Here is a 23,146-nt window from a genome sequence, read left to right on the forward strand (position 1 = left end):
TTGATTGGCGGGCGTACTGCGACAACTTGTCAATTTCGAGACGCCTTTTGCACGCCAACCGTCAACCGCGGGGGGTGGCGTAATTGTCGCACAGGCGGAACGAATGTGTGAATTCCGTCCCTTCTACCCTCCTTAACCCCTTCAACCCGACAGTGAGATCCAGAGGAAGGGCGAGTCTGGACCGGATACCACTCCAGAGGGTTTCCTTCACCGAAAAACCCTTATAATCTTTGTTTGACAAACTGAGATCGTGCAGCGAAACCCGAGTCCATTCCGATTCTCTCTACCCCAATTCATTGCTTATGAGCGGCCCGAGCATCGTCAAACTCCCTGAACACATTGTTGAAATCGTCAGCGACGCCGGCGAAGGTGCCCAAAAGGCGGCATTGGCGTTCGCACAGTTGTGTGCCAAATCTGGCAACGGCTTGTGGACTGTGGAGATCATTCCCTCGGAGATCCAGCCCCCACCTCACACGACCGGCAGCGCCAGCGGAAACCGCATTCGACTTGCCTCGCGAAGCCGCGTGACGAACTCCGGTAACCGCGCAAATATGGTATTGGCCTTCAATGAAATGGCCCTTCTGTCGCGGCTTGAAACCGGCGGCCTTGCCGATGATGTGCTTGTCGTCATCGATGACCACTGGGCCACCCATCCGAACACGGCATACCAACAGAGCTACCGCGAAGTTCTGAGTCAGGCGAAGTCGCAAGGCGCGACGATCATTGAGATCCCTCTTGAGAGTGAAACGGCGAAGTATGTCGACGACACCGGTCGCGGTAAGAACATGTTTGCCGTCGGGCTTCTGTGTGCACTTTACAGCAAAGAATTGCCGGTACTCAAGAAAGTCATTCAAGGCATTTTCAAAAAGAAATCCGGAGAGGTCATCGCTACGGCAGTGACGCTTGCCGAGGCAGGCTACCAATATGGCATCGAGAATCTCGAGACCTGCTACGAGATCGAAGCGATTCCGGCGGGCACGACGAAAGTCGCGATGAATGGAAACACGGCCCTTGCCCTTGGTGCCGTCGCGGCCGGATTTGAACTCTGTTCGATGTATCCGATCACTCCCGCCACGTCGGCCTCGCATATGTTGTCGGAGATCTTTGAGGAGTTCGGCGGATTTGTACATCAAGCCGAGGACGAGATCGCGGCAATCGGTGTAGCCGTCGGTGCTTCCTGGTCAGGAAAAACCGCCCTGACAATTACGTCCGGTCCCGGCATGGCGTTGAAAACCGAATTTCAGGGCCTTGCGGTGATGACCGAGACGCCGCTTGTGATTGTCGATGTGCAACGCGGTGGCCCTAGTACGGGATTGCCGACCAAGGTTGAACAATCGGACTTGCTACACGCGATCTATGGGGCACCGGGCGATGCACCGAAAGTGGTCATGGCCGCCAGCTCGATCGAGGAGTGCTACTACATTCTATCACTCGCTAGAAAAATCGCCGAAGAGTTTCGGATGCTTGTGATCGTGCTCTCGGATGCGAATCTGGCCACCGGTCAGCAGATCTTTGACCGTCCCGATGTGAGCATGACTCCACGCCGGCCGCCATTGGATTTGAGCCCCGTGGAACCGGGTGCTCTGCCCTATGATTGGGATTCGGAGACCGGACTTTCACAGCGTCTGATCCCTGGCCAAGCAGGCGGGATGGGTGTCACCACGTCGCTCAACCATGATCGCAATGGCAAGGCCTGTTACGATTCGGTTCGCAATCAGACCGGACACACGATGCGAAGCCGGAAACTCGCGGCACTGCAAAAAGGATTAAAAAGACCGCCGGTCTATGGTGCGGACGAGGGCGATTTACTGATTGTGGGTTGGGGCAGTACACGTGGTGCGATCGAAGAAGCGGTCGACTCGGCCCGCGCCGATGGCATCTCGGTTTCCTCTCTTCATATCCAATTCCTCAGTCCACTGCCGCCAGGCCTGAAAGCGATCTTTTCACGCTTCAAAAAGATCATGACCGTCGAGATCAACTACAGCGATGACAAGAACGATCCGTTCATCACCGACGAAAATCGGCGCTACGGACAACTGGCGTGGATCCTTCGCGCGGCGACGCTGATCGATATCGATTGCTACGCTCAAGTCCCAGGTCGTCCTTTCATGCCTGTCGAAATCACTGACGAGATTCGCCAAACTCTCGACCTTGAACCCGAAAACGTCTCTAACGCCGTTTCCATGAATACTACTGAAAAAGGAAACTGAAGCCATGTCAACGATCGCTGAAGAGTGCCTCGACGAGTGCAATGCTGTCCAAGCACACTCCCTCGAAGACTACGGATCTGAAAATCCTCGCTGGTGCAAAGGCTGTGGAGACCACGGAGTTCTCGCCTCCTTGCAACGTGTTTTGCAAAAGAACAACGTCGAGCCTGAAAATGCCGTCGCGGTGTCGGGGATCGGCTGCTCGAGTCGTCTGCCGCATTACCTTCGGACCTACGGATTTCACGGCATCCACGGACGCGCGCTGCCGATCGCGACCGGCGTGCGATTGGCACGACCTGAGTTGCCGGTGATCGTGACCATGGGTGACGGCGATTGCTTTAGCATCGGTGGTAACCACTGGCTTCACGCGATTCGCTACAACATCAACGCAGTCGTCCTTGTGCTCGACAACGCGATCTACGCACTGACCAAGAACCAAGTCTCGCCCACATCGCCCGACGGCACTCACAGCAATACGACGCCACGAGGAACCTACCTGCAGCCGATGAACCCACTGAGTGTCGTCGTCGGAATGACGAATGTCTCCTTCGTCGCGCAAACGGCAACTTGGCTACCCACTCACCTCGACCAAACGATCGAGAAAGCATGGGAGCATCGCGGGCTGTCCTTTGTCCGTATTTTGCAGCGTTGTCCGGTCTTCATGCCACAAGCCTTCGGTGAAGGCGGACGCAATTTCCCCGTGGTATTCCTTGAAAACAATGAAGGCGTCCCGATCGACCCGTGGCTGCTGAAACGCGGTCCGGCGCAAGCACACGATCAACGTAACATCAACGCAGCACAAAAAGTTGCTGTGACGGTCGACCCCGCTCCCATGGGGCTGATTTACCACAATCCCGAGCTCCCCGTCTACGAGGACGTCCGTCACGAAAGGCATGAACGTCCCGATCATGCGACCTTTGTGGATCTACTCGATAAGACTCTGGATCGTTTCACCGTTTGATAGCAGGATGGATCATGCAAACCAAGATTCTTCAACCCGTCCAAGAGGTTTGGCAGCATCACTGTGCCGCGCTCGGAGAAGCGATCACGCACACGATTCACGAGTTGAACAATCTTGTGCGACTCGACGATTATCACCGCCATGGACACAACACCGAAAAACTTGAAGAGGCCCTTGGTCCCTACGCAACGGCTAGTTTGGATGTGTCGTCGCTTTCCTCGGTACTCGGCCCCAGCGCCCGTGCATTGGCGATGGACTCGGTTCGTCTCGACCGGATCAACGAACTTCTGAAATCGTTGGAATCGATGAAGGACGATGGCAGCCTGACGGTTTCCGGCTGTGAATCGGTTGACATTGAAGAGGACGAACTTCGCATTCATCAAGCAGCCGAGAAGCATCTCCATCACATGGCCAGCGTGTTCCGCGCGTTGCGGATTGCCCAACTAGAAATTCGATCCAAGTATCAACCGGAAATCCATGATGTTGCCTTCGCCAATTTTGACTGGCAAGAGTTAAGCCCTGCGGAACTGCGGCTGTGTCCGCCATTTATCGTTGTCGCACGTATCAACGCGAACCAGAGTGCACAACTGCGAAAAGCAATGTCGCTGCTTGAGAGCCGGCAACCGATCAAGATTGTTACCGTGCGGTCCGATCTACGTACCCAATACGCATCAGTACACGATCCAAGCGTGCCCGTATCGATGGCCGTTGAAATGATTCCGCTGGCGATGCGCGGTGTGCACTTCGTCCAAACCTGTGTCGCCGATCCACAGTTTGAAGAAAACCTGTTTGCCGGACTAACCGCGCCGCGCCCAGGCGTTGTATCGCTGCTGAGTCCTCTCGATCATGAAGAGGCTGATCATTTTCACCAACGTGCACAGCGTGCCGTGCGTTCACGGGCATTTCCGCTTTGTTTCTATGATCCCGATGCCTCGCGGCATTTTGTGAATTGCTTCGATCTGTCAAACAACCCTGCGGTCGAGGATGTTTGGGTGAACGCGTCTGCCGAAGCCGGCGACAACGGCACGGAAGGCGACGAGTACACCTTCGCGCACTTCGCAGAGAGTGAAGCGTCATTCGTAGCCGAATTTGACTTGATCGCCGAAGCTGAGAAACCGGAACACGTGATTCCGATGACGGATTACCTTGAACTTAATCGTCGGCAACGCGTTGGCAGAACTCCTTTCATTGAGGTGATCGACTGCAACGGCGAAACGGCGCAAAAAACCGCCTCCGATGCAGTCGTCGTTCAGACCGCCGACCGGATGCACCTGTGGCGAACGCTCCAGCAAATCGCCGGGATCGATAACCCGCATATCCAACAAGCCCACACGAAACTGCACGCGGAATTCGGAGTGCATGTGGACAGCCTAAAGGAACAAATGGAAGCGGAAACCACCTGTCGCGAACAAACCGCAGTCGCCGAAGCCGTACGCCGATTCGTAGCTCATCTAACCGGCGTCGATCCGTCCGAAATCAACGTGAGCTGAGTCCTTGCAATTACGGCCTCTGTTTCTCGCACGCTAAAGATCCTTAACCACGAGCGGATCATCGCGAATGCCAACTCAATCGGTCTGCGAAAGAGCAACCGATCGATGAGTCCACTTGGCTCAGCTACTTTCGTCCTACTCGAATGTGTGTGCATAAGCCCAGCCGCAGTGCTGTACCGACTCACCACAAAAACCTCTCGGCACGAGAACACGCCGTGGTGGAGAATTTTGACTGCAAAATCCACGCAACACCAAAGTGGTTTTTAGCTTTCCCATTCCCGGCACGTTCTTTGCGTCGCTCTGTTCATGTAACGAATTTGGTCAACGTGCCAAAGCATTGAACACACGCACTTCTCTTCACACAAATCACGCCAGAGGTTTGTCCTAGCACTGCGGCACCAGGAGAGGTTCTCGCTTGGGCTGCTTCGACATCACTGACAAAAATGCTCTAGCAGGTTGGTGTGAAGACGACGAAGCGAAATTTAGCAACCTAGCTCCGCGCCAGTTTTGCTTTTGACCCAATCGTAGGAGTAAGTCCGATGCCAATCGAAAAGCGTCCAAAGAATCCATTGCCAAAGAACTACAAACCTCCGAACAGTACTCCCTACAAAGTTCGCGATGGTGACAATTGGTGGAGCGTGGCAAAGGCGAACAACATGCCGGTTTGGGATCTGATTGTCGCGAATTACAAAACGCGTAATCCAGCCGAAGTGAATTGGTATTTGCGAGAAAATGTGGGCTGTGTGCAAAGCACGCGTGATGGAAACAATTGGACGTTCACATCACGAGCGAATCCAGGAATCATCCACATTCCATTGCGAGTCATTAAGACGCCCCCGATGACCATTCCGGGGAATGTGCCTGCCAAAAAATCAACACTTTGGGCCGGACTCGGAAAATCGCATTCGGGCGACTTGTTTGTGATCGGGGCGCATGACTTAACGGCAAAGATCTATAACATTGGCGACGACACATCGAAGGTTCGAAATGCATGGCTCAACATCAATGGATTTAAGTTTGGACCTGGCTTGGGCGCTAGCATTGGAGCCGTCTTTGTGATTGCCCATGGTTACGAGAATGCCGCGCAGATGAACGGTGTCTCCGGTGGTTGGGACTTCGACCTAGCGATCTATACGAAACTTGGGGATTTCTTGAAAGGGATCAAAGGACTCGGTAAGGCCGTCGACACGTTAGACAAGTTCAAGAAGCTCAGGTATTTGACAGAGAATGCAATCAAGAATGCCGGAATCACAAAGAAGGGCGTCTACACCCTTCCCATCCCCTTCGCCGGCGCCGGTATCCACATATGGGGTGGATACAAGTTTGGCGATGTATCTGTCTTCTCCACCGGTGAGGGAGTTCCATAGACACTCCGAAACCCGCTTAGCAACCCATGAAACGTGGAACGGTATTGTTGGTCTGGTCCGTTTAGGGACGGGAAGGCTCGTTTCATTCGCGCTGAGACAGCTGCAAATTTGCCGGCGGAAGCCGACAGGTGTCTGCCGATCCGACACCGTTCTTATCTGCTCGTGACAAATGCTCCGTTACTTCGTCCTGAAAATGGGCGTCCGAGCGACACATTTCCACGTTTCACCGACGCTGAAAATGAAATAGCGAAAAAGCAATTTGTTTTGCGCACGGTGATCGCCGGCATGGGCTCTTTGGTAAGATGACAGCTAGTTCGACATAGCTCATTCATCGAAATCGAGGTAAACCGTGTCACGCTTTTACAATCACGTCGGCATCCTGTTTCTTGCCATTTTTGCAACACAACCGTGCGGATTCACACACGGCGACGTCGCGGCCGAAGAACCCGCCGAGGATCGAGACTATTATTCGATCGATGTCGGTGAGTTGATCAAAGATTTCGACAAGACGCACATTGTTTCGGATCCGGAAGTCTTAAAGCCGTCGTTCTACCAAATGGAAACGACTCCGCGAGTCGTCGTCCCGATCGGATCCGAAGCCTACCTGATCGAACCCGAAGATCGAAATAACGAGTACCGCGGGTATCGAATCGTAGGAGCCAAGCCAAAGGGCGTTGCTGTCGATGGCCAATTCTACTTGCTTCGCCGGCACCCCGATCATCCTCGGGATTCGTCGCTTGCAAAATTTGATTTTCATATTGATGAAACTTCCATCGTGCCTTGCGATTCGAGCGATTTCCATCAAGCCAAAGGTCGTCATTTTCAACTCTTTTGGTCTACCGACTATGCTGGCTCAGCGATGTTTCGCCACTTGGCAATCGAGTCGCTTAAAAAGGTTGGTGAAACCGCCACACCGATTGGCCCCAATTGGCCGTTGCGACGAAGGACCGGCATTGATGATACGATTCAATTGGTCAGCGGTGGTAGAGCGGTGAGCGAGAACTTGCAACTTGATCGAGAATTGGCCGGAGCCGACTCTGCCAATGACGAACTACAAGACCTCGCCGATGTGGAGGGCATCACCGTTCGCGAAATCAACTGGACACGGCGACTGTCCAAGGAACCGACCGAACTCGATCCGCTCGCTGCGATCATTCCGCACGACCAATACGCCGTCTTTGTTCCATCATTCACCAAGTTAACACAGATCATCGATCGCAGCAGTGAACTCGCACGCCCGATTGTCCAATGGTTCGAACCGCAAAGCCAAACAACCAATGTACTCGGATTTTACCAAGATCAACTCGGACTTCCGCTTGACGCTCTGACCCGTCAAGTCGGCGAGGCGTTAATTGACGAAGTGGTTGTGACCGGGTCCGATCCCTATTTCCGAACGGGAACCGACGTCGCGGTACTGATGCAGACAAGCCAACCGGCGCTACTGCATCAAGCACTCCTCGCACAAGTTGCTCTGCAAGCATCACGCCATGATCATGTCAAACGTATCGACCATCAAGTTAACGACCACTTGATCGCCCAGTGGTCCAACCAACGACGAGACTTTTGCAGCCTCGTGGCTGTGGTTGATGACGCAGTCATTGTTTCGAATTCAATTGCCCAGATGATGGCAATCCTCAACACCGTGGCCGATCGATCGACATCCATGATGGAATTGGACGAGTACAAATTCTTTCGCCAACGTTATCGACGTGGCAGCGAAGCGGAATCCGCTCTGATCATTGTCACCGACGCGGCGATTCGCCGATGGTGCGGCCCAAAATGGCGAATCAGTGCATCCCGCCGAACACGAGCTCGCGCGTCGGTCGCTGAAATATCGATGCAGAATGCGGATGCGTTGGTGCGTAAAACCGTTCAGGGAGAAACGCAAATACACATCGACAGCAACATGCACGCAGCAGGTGCGTTGACCCTCACTTCCGCTGGTGTCCAATCGGATCGTTACGGAACACTTGATTTTCAAACACCGATTGTTGAGCTAGATTTAAAGACGGCTACCGCAGGCGAAGTAGGATTGTACGTCACTTGGCGAGACCGTTACCAACGCCGGTGGCGAAATGTGTTTGATCCAATCGCCTTGAAACTCTCGCTTTCGGACGATGCGTTTGCGGCCGACTTGTCAGTGATCCCGCTGATGTTGGGAACCCAATATCGAACTTGGCAATCGCTCATCGGCGATATTCATTTGAAGCCACACGCTGGCGATCGACACGAAGAAGAATTGTTGTCGTTTGTGATGGCGTTAGATTTGAACGCGCCACAATTTCAATTTGTGTCGGCGTTTCTTGGCGGCGGGACGACCAATGTTGCCAACGGCAACCTAAGGATCAATATCCTCAGTTGGATCGACAATGCCGTACATCTCTACGTTGACCTAGACGAAGCGTGGATCCAACGCATGGCCGATCGCTCGCCGTGGCAACGGAAAACGGAAGACATGGCCAAAGAGTTTCCAATCGGAGTATTCTTTCCGTCCAAAGACAGCCTCAAACAAGCAATGTTTGTCGCCGCAGTTCGTGGATTCTTTGAACGGTCCGCGCCGAATTTAGTCCGTTGGGATTTGATCCAATACAAGGAAATCGAGTTCGCCAAGGCAACCGCGGCCGATTCAACACCGATCGGAAATGCGAGGGATTTGCCGAATATTTACTACGTCACTACGCCGGATGGGCTGACGGTTAGTTTCAATGAAAACGTTATCCGCCGAGCCATCGATCGCCATCTTCAGCGAAAAGAAAACGCTTCCTCCGTGGATATCGACGAAGAGAAGAGCACACAGGAAACGGCATTCGAGTCTCAGCTAAAAACTCACATCTCGGGGACGGGCGCAGAAGTGCTTAGTAGCGTCAACTCTCGCTCGGGGATGAATCGGATGCATCGTTTGTCGTGGGGCAACATCCCGATCCTTAACTATTTGCGCCACCGGTATCCCGACCGTGAACCAAAGGAAGTGTACCGCCAACTTTTTGGACAAACGTTGATCGAGCCAAGCGGTGGCCAATACGAATGGGACGACCAGATCCAATCCTACGTTTCGACACTACAGGGTTACCACCTCGACCCTAAGAAAGGCCCCGTTCTGGGACTGATGTTCAATCCGACCGACGTGATCGAAACCTCGTTATCCTTTCAAGACGAAGGTCTGCGCGCGACCATGCAGTTGAAATCCGGTACTCAGGACGAGGTCAAGCAATAGACATTATTGCTCGAACGAATCGAATTTGCGTTGTTGTGAGGCAGTCAATTCCATCGAATTTAGATACTTGTAGCTTCGACGAACGACGAGCGAGTTGCGGCTTCGGAGCAGCAGTATCGCTTCGTTGACCGCTTCATCGGTCGGCGGACTTTGCTGCTCTAGCAGACTCAGTAGCAAGTGGACTTCGTAGTAACTGTCCGCTCGCCCGAGCCAACCGCTAAATTGATCCAAATAGCCCGCGGGAAACTTTTGAGTGGAATCCCTTAAAGCCTCAAGAAACCTAACTCTCTTGGTGGAATCGGTCAGCAAACTTTCTTCCACGCTGCAACGAAAGAAAAAGTCGATTCCTGATTCGGCCGATGCCTTTTCCAAGTATTCCAACGCCGAATCGACAAGTTTCGCGTCACCCTGACGCATGATTTGCACCACCGCAGACAACGTCTCAGTATCGAACCTGCGTTGCATTTGCAATTGGTTTGCTGCGAACACGACATACTTTTCGCGTCCGCTACGCAAATACTGGATCAAATCCTGCTTGCCACAAGCATCGGCGGTCATGTTGCGAATCACATTCTCGACTTCACCATGGCTCCAATGCCAAAGGGTGCAACATGTATAGGCGGCCCCGACCACGACAACACTCTTCTTCGACAGCATCGTTGCCCCAGAGATTCCATCGCTAGCGTCGCTGCCCGTTGCGGCACTCTTTGGCATGGTGATCTGGTCCCACCCGATCGACTTCAATTGGGAGTAGGGGTCCAAGAGGATTTGGTGCAGACGATTATGGTCCGCGCGTGAAAAAGGTTGGTGCCCCCATTTTGTCAAATTGCCACCCGACGGGATTTCGTACTGCAAGTAATTGCCTAATGGGTCGAAGTGGATGCGAACGGTGACAATTTCACACTTTGCGTCAGCACAAACAACCGAATCGACATCCATGAAATACTCTCTTAGATTTCCACCGGGGTCCAAAACTTGGACCACGTCGCAGGGGATCGCTCCTGAATTCCCAGGGCCATCGAGAGTGACACGGCGGGAGATACCTTTTGTCGTCTGAGATTCGGCGGCGAGAGAAGGTAAAAACGCCGCTACAAACAAAAGGAAAAACAGGACAACCGAACGGATGCGATTGGCATATTCACCAATGGCCAATACGTGATTACCACGGTGACGATCCGTCCAATTCAGTTCTTCTCTGTTTGCCATCAATTCCTCAGCGTTGCAGTGGATACAGACGCACAGTTATACCGTTTCAGTAGCGTCCATCACCATAGGTATTCGCATGGTAGTTGGTGCAAGTCCTATTTTCAAATCTGCGTTCAAACCTAAGAGGGGCGGTTCGCTCGGTCCACGAACAACTTCATTGACAAACCATGGTAGTTCTTTGACAAACCATGGCAGTCACTGCCGCGAATTGCCCAATACGCTTTTTGCAGGGCTGGCATAGTTTGCGGTTAGCGGGCACACGGACAATTGCACTCATTGATTCTCTGCGAAACCTCCGACCGATTGTGGTGTTCTAAATACTAGTAACGCACATCACTCTTCTCATTGGAACTATCCACTCATGTGTAAACTCAAACGCGTCCTGCTTGTCACAGGGATACTCAGTTGGCTTCCGATTGCGGTCGCCGATGCACAACCGCCTTGGCAACAAGGCCGACGTGGAGGCCCGCCATCACAAGGGATGATGCAACATCTCCCCATTATGGCTGCACTCGATCAAGACAAAGACGGAACGATCTCGGATGACGAGATCAAAAATTCAGCCGACGCCCTCCGCACGCTCGACAAGAACGACGACCATGCTTTAACGGCGGAAGAACTTAGACCAAAGCTTGCCGGCACTCGCTCTGGCCAAGGAAACCGCCGCGGTGACGGCTATCAAGGTCGACGTGGAAGCCAACGAGGTTCGAGACCGATGATGCAACGAGGCCGCGGCGGGCCATCACGAGCAATGGCGTTCGGAATGCGACATAGCAGGGGATTCGCTGGGCGAGGCTACGCAATGGGACACTCACGCCGTGGTTTCGGACCACCGGCAGGTCCTCACTGGTATGGCGGCAAGAATCGAGGCCCACAAGCAAGAGGCCCACAAGCAAGAGGCCCACAAGCAAGAGGCCCACAAGCAAGAGGCCCACAAGCAAGAGGCCCACAAGCAAGAGGTCCACAAGCAAGAGGTCCACAAGCAAGAGGTCCACAAGCAAGAGGTCTCGAGCGAAAAGAGGGCAAACGTGACAGCGACCGCGTCAAAACGGAGCGAGCCAAAACGGAACAAGCCAAACCGGAACAAGCCAAACCGGAACAAGCCAAAACGGAGCGCGCCAAACCCGATCAACCGCGACCCGATCGCCCTGACGCTTCACGGCGTCCCGGCGGTGGGCCACCCAGCGCAGACATGCGTGGTGGCTTTCGTGGTGGCCCACCAATGGGGCAAGACGGTCCTCCCGTAGCAGCTATCATCGATCGCATTTTCGATACTCACGATGCCAACAATGACGGCAAGCTTTCCAAGGACGAAGCCCCTGACTCAATGTGGGATCGAATCGGACTTGCGGATGGCGACGATGACGCACAAATTTCGCGAGAAGAACTCACCTCAAGAGTCAAAAAATTGGGCGACTCTCGACGAGGCTTCGGCGCGGGACCACCCGATGGATTCCGTGGCAATCGTGGTGGCCGTGGTCCGCGCGATGGTGCTGGGCCACCACCAAGAGACCAATCAAAGAACACCGACAAAAAACCGGAACCCAAGTCGGACAAAAAGACGTCGGACCAATAGGAAAGCCATTGTGAAACGCTCCGTCCTGGTTGATCGAAACCCAACGTGTTGCCGTGGCGTTCGGGACGGAGAGGTTGCTATAGTCTTGATGGTCTAATCGAGCGGAACTATGAAGTATGTGCTTGAGTTCACCGACGCAGATTTGGATCGCCCGTTGACCGAACCGGAGAAGATGGCAGAGGTGGTGCGGGAGATGTTCGACGGCGAGAGGCCGGTTCGAACGAAGGATGTCGCCGAAAAACGGCGACGCGACTACGTAACAATCAAAACGCACCTGCACCGCGCTGGTCGATTGGGATTGCTGATTAACGTTCCCCGCAAAGGTTGGAAAGTACCTCAACTGACCGCGTAAATGAATGATCGCGTTCACATTGCTCTCGCCAGCAGGTGAAAAGATTCTGCACGGTTGCTCATCTTGCGAGCACGTTTCTCAAAAAGCGGAATAGGTGATCTGAGACAGGGTTACCAAAATTCCTTGAATAGATTCAATAAAGATGAAAAACGCGATTCCCGCGTCTTCACGAAACCATGCCGTGGAGCGATTGGCCACTGCCGTTAAGGTCGAAGGAAGCGACGGCGGTACGTTGGACTTGCCCGACGACGTTACCGATGCCTGGACTGCAATTCTGCTGGACGTGCACGAGAGACGAAAGATAAGGCAACCACAACTGTATCCGAGGATACAGCTCGGTTGTTGACCGAAGTTCGCGAACGCCATGATTCAAAGTAAGCGGAACTTGAATTTGAAAAGAGCGGATTAGAAAGCTTGGGTGTAACGCCTGTCGTAACCGACTCCGAACCACGCGACCTGTTTGGCCACCTTCTTCAATGCACTCAGATCACTCGCTGGCGCACTCTGCATTTGCTCAAGTTCGGAAACAAATGAAAGCACGATCGATAGAAGAGAGTCCCCAGCGAAGTCGCCTGCCCAAACATTCAGGAGAACGGGAATGGGTCCGTCGGAATCGTTTTTCAATTCGCCGCGCATGCGTATAAACCACATTGCCAAGAATGCCGTCTTACCCAATTCAAAAGGTGCTTCAAAGCCAACAACAAAGCTGCCAGGAACAAAGATGTGGTCGACTTGCAAGTATCCCTCAAGCTGATCGGCGAAGCCCGAAAGCTGTAAACAGTCGTCGTCAAACGACATCTCCGCTGCAGGTTTAACGATACGGACTCTGGCTTTCCTTTCTCTTAACCGATGTTACGCAGCAACCGCCGTCGAGCGGATCTCCTCCAACAACTGCGTGATCTTGTCTATTTGTTCCGCACTGAAGATCGCGTCAGGCCCTTGGGGCGAAACGTCGGTGAACGGGGACTCGTACAAGATCGAAACGCCGACGACACCGTGGTCGACCAGATGGTTGATGACCATGTTGATCAACTCGATCTGATTGGCGTTGTATTCGCTGCCCTGCAGGAACTCACCAAACAGCCTCCTCGCAACCTCTCGATCGAGTCCGACAAGCGAACGAACAAATAACCCAAAGCTCTCGCATTCTTGTTTCGCTTGTTCGACGTATTCTGGGTTGCCGATCTGATTGTCATTCAGAATGCTCTCCAAGTCATTCAAATCGTGCTGGGCAAGTGGTTCACTGGTCCAAAGCTTCCGCACGGCGTCGATGTCAAAATGCTCCCGCAGGGAAGCTTGTGCTTCACTGCGGAGCCGTTCAAAGGTGTCCTGGCCCGCAAACTGGCGGAATCCGACCTCCGTCTCGTCGCCAAGCAAGTCTTCGAAATCAGTGTAGATCGGCTGTCTCTTTTTCTTTTCGATGAACTGAACCAAATCACGCAATCGCCGACGGATGACTTCCAGCATCGGCACGGTCACGTCCTCCCACCATGGGTCCGTTTGCACAACCTGGATGTAACTCATCTGCTTCCTCACCTTCGAGATCGTTGATTTTTCCTCCAGCAGTCCCGCAATCGCTACGACCTGCTTTTTCGAGCGTTCATAAAATGGTTCACGACTCGACAGAGCCAATTGCAGATTCAGGACCAGCAAATCGAACCGTTTGGCGTCTTCCGACTCCCGATCCAACTGCGTCGGCAATCCAGCGATTTGATGAGCCAACTCGTCTTTGTCTGTGTCACTCGGCTTCGCCCAAGCTTCCGCCTTCGCGAACTTCTCAACGACTGGCCGATGCGTACGGACGACGAAATTCTCGAAGTTCATCGACGCAAATTGGGTGTAGAGCCTTCGTGTTACTTGTCGCTGGACCAGTCTTTTTGATTTGGGATCGAAGTCATCTTCGTCAGCTTGCGGGACGACCGTTTCACATTCCGCAACGTATCCGCTCTTTACTTCTTTCACCATCGCCGGCCGGGTTTCCAACACCCCGATCAGTTCCAACCGAGCGTTGAACAGTTTTGCCCGAAGGGATTCACTAAGCGAACCACCTGAACTCGGCGGTTCTTGGCTAAAGTACTCCTGGTTCCGGCAGTAGTCAAAGAGGTAGAACAATTGCTTGTCTTTGCCTGGACCGAACAACTCGGGACACCGTCGAGTGCCGCGACCGCCCATTTGCCCGAACTTGGTTTTCGACCGAATGAGTTTGAAGAAACGAGGTTCACGACTTCCGGAACATCGATTACCGTATTGAGCATGTCGACCGAGATCGCAATTTGAGGCATTTTGTCTTTGTTGCAAAAGCTATCGATCAGCGATTGAGCGTACTCGGTTTTGAACCTGATTGCGCGAGCGAACTCGCCGTTGTAGTGCGGGCAGTTGATGTCGAACCGTTCTTTGATGAAATCAGCGTGAGCTTGGATTTTGGCAACGATGATCGCCTTGCCGAGAGTACCGCCTCGGGCGGCTACAGTCGTGCCCGATCTCAATTGCCTTTGGAAGTCATTCGTTGGTTTGCCCAGGAAGTTAGCTCAGGTGTCATTTCTGCCACCGAGCCGACAATGGACGGTCGACGCGTGTTTTTGATCGACGGAACCACGATGGCTCTTGCACCGGAGAAAGAACTACAGCAAGCGTTTCCAATAGCGAGCAATCAAATGGGTGAAGGCGTCTGGCCTTGCGCCCTGTTGACGGTCTTCCATGAACTCGCCAGCGGCGCAGCGATGCTTCCGCAAGTTGGACCGATTTACGGGCCCGAGGCGGTCTCCGAAACTCAACTTGCTCGCCAGGGTCTTGAGCAACTACCCCCTAACTCGATTATCATGTCCGATGCGGGCTATGGGATCTTTGGCACCACGAGACGGCCGCTAAGGCAAAGGCCTATTTCGACGCTTGGTACCGCAGTGTGATTTACACCAAACTTGCTCCGATGAAGAAGTTCGCCCGGACCATCAAAGAGCGACTGGCCAACGTGGTCAGCTACTGCACTCATGGAATTACCAACGCGGTGGGCGAGGGAATCAACAGCAAGATACAGTCCGTCAAGCGACCCGTCGGTTGCTACCGCAACAAAGAAAACTACAAAACAGCGATCTTCTTTTACTGCGGTGGACTGGATTTACACCCACACTAAACCGTGATGGACCCTTTTCTAGGTAGTCTTGGAAGCCATCGCCCCGTGTTGCCGCAGTACCTTTGTGACGGCATCATTTTCGTTGTCGATCGATTCATCCAACGGGGTCCGGTGCTTATTTGTTCGTCGGTTGATGTCCGCACCATTGCGGATCAGAATTTCAGCCGTCGTTTCATATGCGTTCGGATCACCTTTGCCTTGCGTTGACCCACCCATCGCGACCGCGTGAAGGGCCGTTGTTCCCACAATTGCATTTTGGTTGACATCGGCACCGCGTTTGAGCAGTAGTTCAACCGCTTCGGCGCTGCCAGCGTCAGCGCCCCACGAGAGTGGTGTCAGCCACCAATCACTTGCCGAATCGTTCACATTTGCACCTTGTTCGATGAGACGTTGGCACACTTCCGTGGCATTGCGATGCGCGGCCCAATGAAGTGGTGAAGCGCCGTGAAGTTCTCCCGATTGATCGGAGTGTTCCGTAGCCAGCGCTGGGGACGCTTTGAGCATTTCCAACGCTTCCCTATTCCGATGGTCGCGGATTAATTCAATGAAGGTGTCGATATCTGGCATTTTCTTGTCGGATGCTTCCAAGGTGCAAGGTCCATGTTGGTACAGAACGTTCCGCATCACCGGGCCGGAAGTAGACGTGAACGAGCGAAGCGAGACTGCACGGCCGCTTCGGCTTCGGTGCATGCGTTTGTTCCGTTGCGATGTTGGATGTCGCGAACGGTAAATGTGATGTTCGATAGCGCAACGACTGCACGGCGATCTGATTGTGCTTGCGCCAGCATGACGTGGTCAAAAGGGCGGACACTCATCCTACCAACTGTCGGTAAAACGGACGAACTTGTCGAATGTCCATTCCTGTAAATGAATGCGTACCTCCTCTAAAAGACCCGAGGACGCCTCCGTGCCCTGACATACCACCTCGTGGGTCGGCGCCGAGTCATGAGTGAAGGCTCTTGAATGCATCGCCATTTTGCGTAGGAGCAGTTGATCGCGTCTCGGAAGTTTAAAATGGCGCCATGTGCCTCCATGAATGGTGTGGATTCTGGGTTGGCAACAGAGCGTCGCGGAGGCACACGCGGCTACAAACCGTCTTGTGCGTCCCGCTTGTTATCCTCATTTTGTTCCTCCGTTTCTCGCCAACGGGGCAGGCTTGCGCCATATCCTCGGCAGGGAGAGCCATCGTCCAACCGGTATCCCGAAAGGGCCTTCATTGTCTTAAGGTCTATATTAGTACCTGCAGTGCCAGTTTCGCGAAACTTGGGACCGCGGGTGACGGCTTGCTTGTCAGACACGTGGGGAGGGATCCCGTAATACACATTGTCCCTGAAGAGCGTCCCGATGCCTTTCGCTTTCTCGCCCCATTCGCCCTTCCCCTCAAAGTAGAAGATGTTTTTCTCGAAAGTCGAATTGAGTGGCGTCCGGTCCTCAGCAAAGACCTTCACATACAGGTCCTTGCTCACAAAGTGAGTATTGTTGTGTATGTAGATTCGTGAGGCTTTCTGCTCTTTCTCGAAGCCATAGAAATAGATGCCATGCCTATCGTTTTGACTGATGTTGTGGCGTATCGTCACATTGTGGTTGGGTTTCTTCATGATGCCGCAGAACCACTGGTTGTCGTGACTGTAGTTGTATTGGATATACGTGTTTGCGCTACTGTAATCTGCGTCAAATCCACCACGGTCTTTGCCCCCAGGCCCAACATTGCCATATGCTTCATTGTACTGGATCTTTATGCCGTCAGTATCGAAATTGAAGATGCTGTGCCCAGTACTATAGCGACTGCTGTTGGCCAGCATATTTCGCTCGTAGATCGCGTCTCTGCTCACCCTGGCAATGATGCAGTTCCGTCCGGTGTGATCAACAGTATTGTCCGAAACGTAAACTCGTGTCCACAAGTGTGCGGACTCCACCTTCCCATCCTTTAGGATGGTGACGTTTCCACAAGATGAAGCGTTCCCAATGCCGACTCCGCCAATGCGAACGATTCGATTGTTGGTGATGCGCAAGTCGTGAAATCTTGATGCCTTCAACTTCTTGATGTGAACGTGTATTCCGCCGCGTTGCTTACCGGCAACCTTCCCGTTCACGTCGTGAATAAAGCAATCGTTGATGTAGATGTGCTCAAACACACCTTCCGACCCGTCAGCCAGAACGTAAATACCAAACAGCTCCCCTTGATCGTCATCTGACCCGTTCGTATTCGTGATCTCAAGCCTGTTGACTTCCCAGAAAGATGGATCTCTTAGAAGAAGTCCTGCACGATGCGTTCCGTTGGCATTGATAACCGGAAGATCACCCTTCCCGTAGGCATCAATGATGATAGGTTTCCCTTCTCTACCTGTACCCTTGGGGTTGAACATCCCTGTAAAACGGATGCCCTTCTTGAAGAGAATCGAATCACCAGGCATGAAGGTCTTGGCCTTCAGGTGATCAAACACTTGTTGCGAATCGACACGGTATTCTGCGGACCGGACGTCCTGGCGGAAGAACGCTCCAAGCAAACAGCAGAATAGTAATGTGAGACAACGAGGCATCGTGTGTTCCTTTCTGAGCATAACGCCCGCATCACCGGGCGCCGTGAGTTGACGTTGATTTCAAAATCCGCTGGCCACCGCTACTGCTATGGATGCGATGGTTATCTGGCCACTGCCGAGTACCACATGGGGTCCATGCCCCAGCGGCTGATCCCCTCAACTGCTAAGCCAAGAAATGTAGCCTGAGCAACGAGCGACAGGAAGTTGCGAAACCGGAAAAAGGGGAAGAGAAACGCACCCAGACAATAATGATGCACATGTAGGTAATGCGAGTCCCCGAGAACAATCGTGATGGCCCAAATGAGGCAGGGAATGCCACACAGGAAGGTAATGTACGGATAGAGAATTGCTGCCCGGTGTGCCCAGACAAGGTGGAATGTCAGAAGCGTTATGACAATGCAAACCGCAACCGCCAACACTGTTGTGGCACGCGAATCCAATGAATGGAGATCCGCAGGTTTTAATGAGAACTGAGCACCAATCGCGTCTCCCAGGTATTCCCAATGGAGGGCTAAAAAGAAGGGAAGCAGGTAACACAGACCGTTCCACCGGAAAATGTCCCTGACAGAAAACCTGGCGGGTTTCCAATTGTGTCTCGGGCCGGCAAAGAAGAGAAGAGGGCCAACCAATGCCACGAGAACGAAATCGCGGAATCCAGGATTGCCGGATCGGAACGGATTGTCTCTTTGGCACAGAACCCCGGCTACATAGAAATATCCGAATATGAGCAAAATCCACCAAACGCCGAAAGCCAGCCAATCCCCTCGGCTAACCGCTTGCGAGTTTCTGCTTTGTGTGGACAGTTCCATTGAGTTCACAAGTGGCTGACCGGGGGTCAGCGCCAGATAACGTTTAGCATGCCCCGGTTGCGCCGACCGACGTTGATCCCGTAGAACAGCCCGACCACTGCTCGGGTGCACGCCAATTTGTTGTGCAGCGGATGTTGTGCAGCGGATGTTGTGCAGCGGATTGATCGTTGTGCCGCCACACCTTGAACTTAACAATGTAGCAAACTTAACCAACGCCGCCAGTCATGACGATAGCTACAAGCCACCATCGATTACCGGCTTGGGTTTTGAATTTGCGAAAGTCCCAGTCGCAGCCAGTAAGCAGTAAGGCTGTAAGGTTCAGAAACATCACCGCGAAATGAATGGTATTGAGGGTGGCAACAAGAAGTCACGGAACATCGGATACACGATCATCCAGGAAGCAGGCGATAAGGAAAACGGGAAAATAGACCGCAGTGGCCGTCAACGCAATTCGGATCGTTAGTCAAGTATCGTAAGACGCTCGACAGACGCATCAACAAAACCAAGAACATCATCCGAGCCTGGATCGCTAATTAGGGCATCACGATTGACACGGGCGATAAAGCTTGGCACACCGGACGTGATCGCATCAATTCGTTTCGCAAGCCGCTGGCCCAGTGTCGGCACGACGAGCTTTGGAAAGACGAACTCGACATCGAACGGACTATCCTTGATTCGCTAACGCAGCAGATTGGCGCCGTCGTCAAGAAATTCGAAGTCATCGGCAAGGCTGATTCGCGAATCATGCGGTTAATGACAATTCCCGGCGTCGGGCCACGCACGGCCGAGATCCTGGTCGCGTGCATCGACGATCCACATCGCTTTGAGAACGGACGACAAGTCTCGGGCTCCTTCGGCTTGGTTCCGCAGCAATATCAGTCGGGGGAAACCGATCGCAACGGACGCATCACCAAGCGAGGCCCCCCGTTGGCACGCACGATCCTGGTCGAGTGTGGTTGGGCCTCACTACGATAAAACCAATGGGCCAAAGGCGTCTACGAACGGATCCGTGGTAAACAAACAACACGCAAGACCAAAACTGGCGTCGCACTGGCCTCGCACTGGCTCGCAAGATCGCTGTGGTTGCCTGCGCGATGCTGCGAGACGACAAAGAATGGGATCCCAATCAAATGATCCGAGTTACCGAGTCGTTCGGCCGAATGTCACCGGCTCCCAACAACTCGCTGCAAAACATGAAACCCAAAGAGAGTTGAAAATCAGTCTGGTTGTGATGCATCAGTGCTGCAATAAAAAGACCTTTGAACAGAATGCGGAGTAGGGTGGACTCAAAACATCGACATGCCCGATTGATCAAAGAATTCAAACCAAGTGAATCGAGGCCGGCGCAATGGAATCAGTCGATTCGCACGGCCCAGACGCGAAACGTTAGATCGTTTGCTTTCGTGCCTTCCAAAACGCGACCGTTCTCAGAAAGCCTGACGCGGTCGGCTGGGATTTTTGTCCAATTGAATAGGTACTCGTTCTTACTGCCATCGACCAATTTCCATGTGCAGTTTCCGTTTGTCTTTCCATCGGAAAGATTACGCACGTCGACGCCGTTATTCCAACGCCAAGTTCCCACAATTCCATGGGTCGGCAAGTCTGACGTGACGCCAACCGCCAGGGGTGGCAAGATTCGCGCTGAACTCACTTGCCTGATGCGATCGCGCACAGCAACCGCTTCGTCCAATTTACCTTGTTCGGTGAGTAACTCTTGTTGCTTTGTCAACTTCTTCGTGATCGCTTTTCGAAGGGACTCGCGATCCATCTGATAGGCCTCATTCAGACTGATGATCGATTCACGATACGATCGATCCAGCGATCGTATGCGGATTTCGTGTCGGTCAAGTTCTGTAGGCACGACTGATTCAGGTGATACCTTCTTTGCCGCCTCCTCAGAATTGACGATCGTGAATTGCGAAGCGACGATGGCAATAACGATGACGTTCAGGGGAAGGAGTTGGTGTCTCATGGCAGCCCTTGTTAAAAACCTTAGGTGAAGTAACGGCACTCGTTTGCTGAGCAACCTGAACATTATGACCCTGAATTCCGGTGAAATCTAGTCGATATGGTTTGCACCCTGGATTCTACAGTTGTTTTTTTCTGTGGCACTGGCGAAACAATCAGCTCGATTAACGTGAAATCGGTATCGGAAAAGAAAGAGACACGAGGTTCTTTTCGGGTTCCACGCTCAGCCCAAGAGGCGACTAAGGACGGCTAAGAGAATGGCATAAAGCCCCCGTCCCAATAGTGTTTGGTCGTATTCGGTATTGCTACTGTCGACGAACGTTGGCGATATCCGCGTTTGCGGGCCAACAGTTAAAAGTTTAGTGAAGAAAAAAATGCAATCGAAGGTCAAAGCGTTTGCGTGCTAGAAGACGGAGCAAACGGCGGTTCATGGCGTTGTTATCCGCCGTGGAAAAAGCACCACACCGGTTCGAGCTTTGCCTAAGCATCCCCGTCAACGCTATCACAGTCAACGCTATCACAGTCAACGCTATCACAGTCAACGCTATCACAGTCAACGCTATCACAGTCAACGCTATCACCGGCGCCATCTCGGTCCAAGTAGCGCTTCGTCTGTTTGAGTAGGATAGCGAAAATCAGAACGCTCCAGGCGACAGAACTGAAAAGTAGAATTAATCGGACACCGAGATCGTCGGAGCCAACAAGCGTAGACAACGCAAAACAGGCAGAGCCAATTGCAGTGGGGGCGAATAGCATCCAGACGCCGACGAGTACGAGAAGGCTGGGTCTTACGTTTGAAAGAGCACTGTATTTCGGCACGAAATTGTCATGCCAAACATCTTGGTTTAGCCTGTCAGCGATCGGGACGTAGGGTTCTTTTTCGTTCATAATTCAATCGGATAACGACCGCGATAACCGAGTCACGGGAGTTGACTTTCCATTCCGAATCGCCCGGCTTCGCGGCTCCGTGTGCAACGAATTGATACTCATCATGGCCCGCGCGGTGGTACCTTTCCACTCAGCTCGTAGGCTGATTCGGTCTGGCTAGATATACCACCACCCAAGCAGTCCATGATGAAATTGGACAACCAACAACACCCATTGTATTGTGGAATCGATCTGCGCGCTAAAACGTTGCACGTTTGTGTCGTCGATGAGCTCGGCGAAAAACGATTACATCGGTATTTTCAGTGTCAACATGCTGAGCGGCTCTTTGAACGGCTGTGCGAATTCCAAACGCAAGACATTGTCATCGGATGTGAGCCCACGTTCAACTGGTACTGGCTCGCGGATGCTTGCGACCAACACAACTTCCCCTTCATTCTGGGACACGCGTTGTATTTAAAGGCGATTCACGGTGGTGAAACGAAATCCGACGCGATTGACTCGGAAAAACTAGCACGCCTGATTCGCGGCGGCAACTTTCCGCTGTCCCATGTGTATCCCAAAGCAGGACGAGCGGCGCGAGACTTGATGCGGCGTAGCACCCATCTCGTCCGTCGGCGAGCCGAAACGCTGACCCATATCCAGCTTCTGCACTTGCAGCCCAACCTCCCCAAACCCCAAAGCCCCAAGCCCAAAAACATCAAGTACAAAGCCAACCGAGTTGGCAATGGCGAAGGCCTCAGTGATCCCTGCAATCTGCTCGAGCGAGAATCTGTTGCCGCAACGGACTACAGCAACCGGATCGAATAGAAACACGGAAAGGCTCGCGCGATGTCAATGCTGTCGTGCAAACTTGGACGGGCGGTCTACTACATGCTTAAACGGGGCCAAGCATTCGATGTGAATTTGATGTTTCGATAAGACACAGTCGTTCTCATCAGAGCTCGGGCGGATAACTGGCACGCTGCGAGGAATCACCGACGAAGGACAACCGACTGCTTAGCGGAGCGTGGCAGCGTCAACATCGACGCAGCCCGACGACCAAGGTTGACCTGGTGAAACTCCGAGCCCACGGCGCATTGAGTGGACCTCCCCGGATCAAGATGAGATTCTCAAGCCGTCTGACCGTTAGTCCGTACTTCTCGGACACGTGATTGCTGCGTGCATCACGTGGTCAGACCTACCGCTGATTAGAAACGATTACTGGTAGCGAGCCTAAATAGATGTTTGATGCGACTTCTGTTTCTTCACTGCAACAGAATCGACATCCCCAGAAGAACCTCACTAGCAACCGACCACCAAGCAAACCGCCTCAACTCTACCTCGAGGAAGAAGCCAAGCACCTTCTGCCAACAGAACCGCTAGCCCGGATTATTCACGGCCGCTGCTTCGCGGGGTGATTGGCAACTGAATTGGGTTGAGTTGGTGTAACCGTGGCTGC

The 23,146-nt window shown here is 53.0% G+C and carries 19 protein-coding genes and 2 pseudogenes; 14 read left to right on the forward strand and 7 right to left on the reverse strand.

The annotated features are described in order from the left end of the window. Positions 1-302: 302 nt before the first annotated feature. The 5 genes from CA13_RS03845 to CA13_RS03865 all read left to right on the forward strand — a co-directional run bounded on the left by CA13_RS03845 (position 303) and on the right by CA13_RS03865 (position 9,239). Positions 303-2,210 (forward strand): 2-oxoacid:acceptor oxidoreductase subunit alpha, encoded by a 1,908-nt coding sequence (locus CA13_RS03845; RefSeq protein ID WP_146394675.1) that lies wholly within the window; start codon positions 303-305, stop codon positions 2,208-2,210. 4 nt (positions 2,211-2,214) lie between these two features. Continuing rightward, complete coding sequence (locus CA13_RS03850) at positions 2,215-3,168, forward strand: thiamine pyrophosphate-dependent enzyme (RefSeq protein WP_146394676.1); 954 nt, start codon at positions 2,215-2,217, stop codon at positions 3,166-3,168. 14 nt (positions 3,169-3,182) lie between these two features. Next, positions 3,183-4,658: a hypothetical protein gene (locus CA13_RS03855; RefSeq protein WP_146394677.1), complete on the forward strand. Its 1,476-nt coding sequence runs from the start codon at positions 3,183-3,185 to the stop codon at positions 4,656-4,658. A 539-nt stretch (positions 4,659-5,197) separates the two neighbouring features. Further along, the gene (locus CA13_RS03860; RefSeq protein WP_146394678.1) at positions 5,198-6,025 is read left to right on the forward strand and encodes a LysM peptidoglycan-binding domain-containing protein; all 828 of its coding nucleotides are present in this window, start codon (positions 5,198-5,200) and stop codon (positions 6,023-6,025) included. Positions 6,026-6,374: 349 nt separating this feature from the next. After that, entirely contained in the window at positions 6,375-9,239 is a 2,865-nt protein-coding gene (locus CA13_RS03865; protein ID WP_146394679.1) for a hypothetical protein, read from the forward strand. A gap of 3 nt (positions 9,240-9,242) precedes the next feature. Here the strand turns inward: CA13_RS03865 and CA13_RS03870 are convergent, their stop codons facing one another. Beyond that, positions 9,243-10,445, reverse strand: coding sequence for a hypothetical protein (locus CA13_RS03870; protein ID WP_146394680.1), 1,203 nt, complete (start codon positions 10,443-10,445; stop codon positions 9,243-9,245). Positions 10,446-10,806: 361 nt separating this feature from the next. Between CA13_RS03870 and CA13_RS03875 the strand changes: the two genes are divergently transcribed. The 3 genes from CA13_RS03875 to CA13_RS03885 all read left to right on the forward strand — a co-directional run bounded on the left by CA13_RS03875 (position 10,807) and on the right by CA13_RS03885 (position 12,719). After that, positions 10,807-12,021, forward strand: a complete 1,215-nt coding sequence (locus CA13_RS03875) for a hypothetical protein (protein WP_146394681.1) — start codon at positions 10,807-10,809, stop codon at positions 12,019-12,021. 109 nt (positions 12,022-12,130) lie between these two features. Further along, entirely contained in the window at positions 12,131-12,373 is a 243-nt protein-coding gene (locus CA13_RS03880) for a hypothetical protein (RefSeq protein ID WP_146394682.1), read from the forward strand. Positions 12,374-12,515: 142 nt separating this feature from the next. Beyond that, the gene (locus CA13_RS03885) at positions 12,516-12,719 is read left to right on the forward strand and encodes a hypothetical protein (RefSeq protein WP_146394683.1); all 204 of its coding nucleotides are present in this window, start codon (positions 12,516-12,518) and stop codon (positions 12,717-12,719) included. A 59-nt stretch (positions 12,720-12,778) separates the two neighbouring features. Here CA13_RS03885 and CA13_RS03890 read toward each other — a convergent pair whose 3' ends face one another. Together CA13_RS03890 and CA13_RS03895 are read right to left on the reverse strand one after the other, a co-directional pair. Then, entirely contained in the window at positions 12,779-13,171 is a 393-nt protein-coding gene (locus CA13_RS03890; protein WP_146394684.1) for a hypothetical protein, read from the reverse strand. A 54-nt stretch (positions 13,172-13,225) separates the two neighbouring features. Further along, positions 13,226-14,485, reverse strand: a complete 1,260-nt coding sequence (locus tag CA13_RS03895) for a type I restriction-modification enzyme R subunit C-terminal domain-containing protein (protein WP_419193907.1) — start codon at positions 14,483-14,485, stop codon at positions 13,226-13,228. Here CA13_RS03895 and CA13_RS34610 point away from each other — a divergent pair, their 5' ends adjacent. From CA13_RS34610 to CA13_RS03905, 3 genes and pseudogenes are all read left to right on the forward strand, one after another. Next, a complete protein-coding gene (locus CA13_RS34610) occupies positions 14,486-14,650 on the forward strand; it encodes a hypothetical protein (protein WP_419193908.1) in 165 nt (54 codons plus the stop codon). Positions 14,651-14,820: 170 nt separating this feature from the next. Beyond that, positions 14,821-15,222, forward strand: a pseudogene (locus CA13_RS03900) (transposase); the annotation flags it as partial. A 26-nt stretch (positions 15,223-15,248) separates the two neighbouring features. Continuing rightward, positions 15,249-15,503: pseudogene (locus tag CA13_RS03905) on the forward strand (transposase); the annotation flags it as partial. Between the two features lie 18 nt (positions 15,504-15,521). Here the strand turns inward: CA13_RS03905 and CA13_RS03910 are convergent. Next, positions 15,522-16,193: an ankyrin repeat domain-containing protein gene (locus CA13_RS03910; RefSeq protein WP_419193909.1), complete on the reverse strand. Its 672-nt coding sequence runs from the start codon at positions 16,191-16,193 to the stop codon at positions 15,522-15,524. Between the two features lie 395 nt (positions 16,194-16,588). Further along, on the reverse strand, positions 16,589-18,043 hold the full coding sequence (locus tag CA13_RS03915; RefSeq protein ID WP_146394687.1) for a right-handed parallel beta-helix repeat-containing protein: 1,455 nt from the start codon (positions 18,041-18,043) through the stop codon (positions 16,589-16,591). 1,146 nt (positions 18,044-19,189) lie between these two features. On the opposite strand from CA13_RS03915, the gene CA13_RS34615 reads away from it, so the two are divergent. Continuing rightward, complete coding sequence (locus CA13_RS34615) at positions 19,190-19,315, forward strand: hypothetical protein (protein ID WP_419193910.1); 126 nt, start codon at positions 19,190-19,192, stop codon at positions 19,313-19,315. Here CA13_RS34615 and CA13_RS34620 read toward each other — a convergent pair. Beyond that, complete coding sequence (locus CA13_RS34620; protein WP_419193911.1) at positions 19,312-19,479, reverse strand: hypothetical protein; 168 nt, start codon at positions 19,477-19,479, stop codon at positions 19,312-19,314. The two genes, CA13_RS34615 and CA13_RS34620, sit on opposite strands and share 4 nt — an antisense overlap. A 117-nt stretch (positions 19,480-19,596) precedes the next feature. On the opposite strand from CA13_RS34620, the gene CA13_RS03920 reads away from it, so the two are divergent. Next, positions 19,597-19,827, forward strand: coding sequence for a transposase (locus CA13_RS03920; protein ID WP_146394688.1), 231 nt, complete (start codon positions 19,597-19,599; stop codon positions 19,825-19,827). A gap of 379 nt (positions 19,828-20,206) precedes the next feature. Here CA13_RS03920 and CA13_RS03925 read toward each other — a convergent pair whose 3' ends face one another. Further along, entirely contained in the window at positions 20,207-20,824 is a 618-nt protein-coding gene (locus CA13_RS03925; RefSeq protein ID WP_146394689.1) for a hypothetical protein, read from the reverse strand. 1,067 nt (positions 20,825-21,891) lie between these two features. Between CA13_RS03925 and CA13_RS03930 the strand changes: the two genes are divergently transcribed. Beyond that, entirely contained in the window at positions 21,892-22,515 is a 624-nt protein-coding gene (locus CA13_RS03930) for an IS110 family transposase (protein ID WP_146394690.1), read from the forward strand. Positions 22,516-23,146 lie beyond the last annotated feature (631 nt).

Source organism: Novipirellula herctigrandis, from assembly GCA_007859835.1.
Lineage (GTDB): Bacteria > Planctomycetota > Planctomycetia > Pirellulales > Pirellulaceae > Novipirellula_A > Novipirellula_A herctigrandis.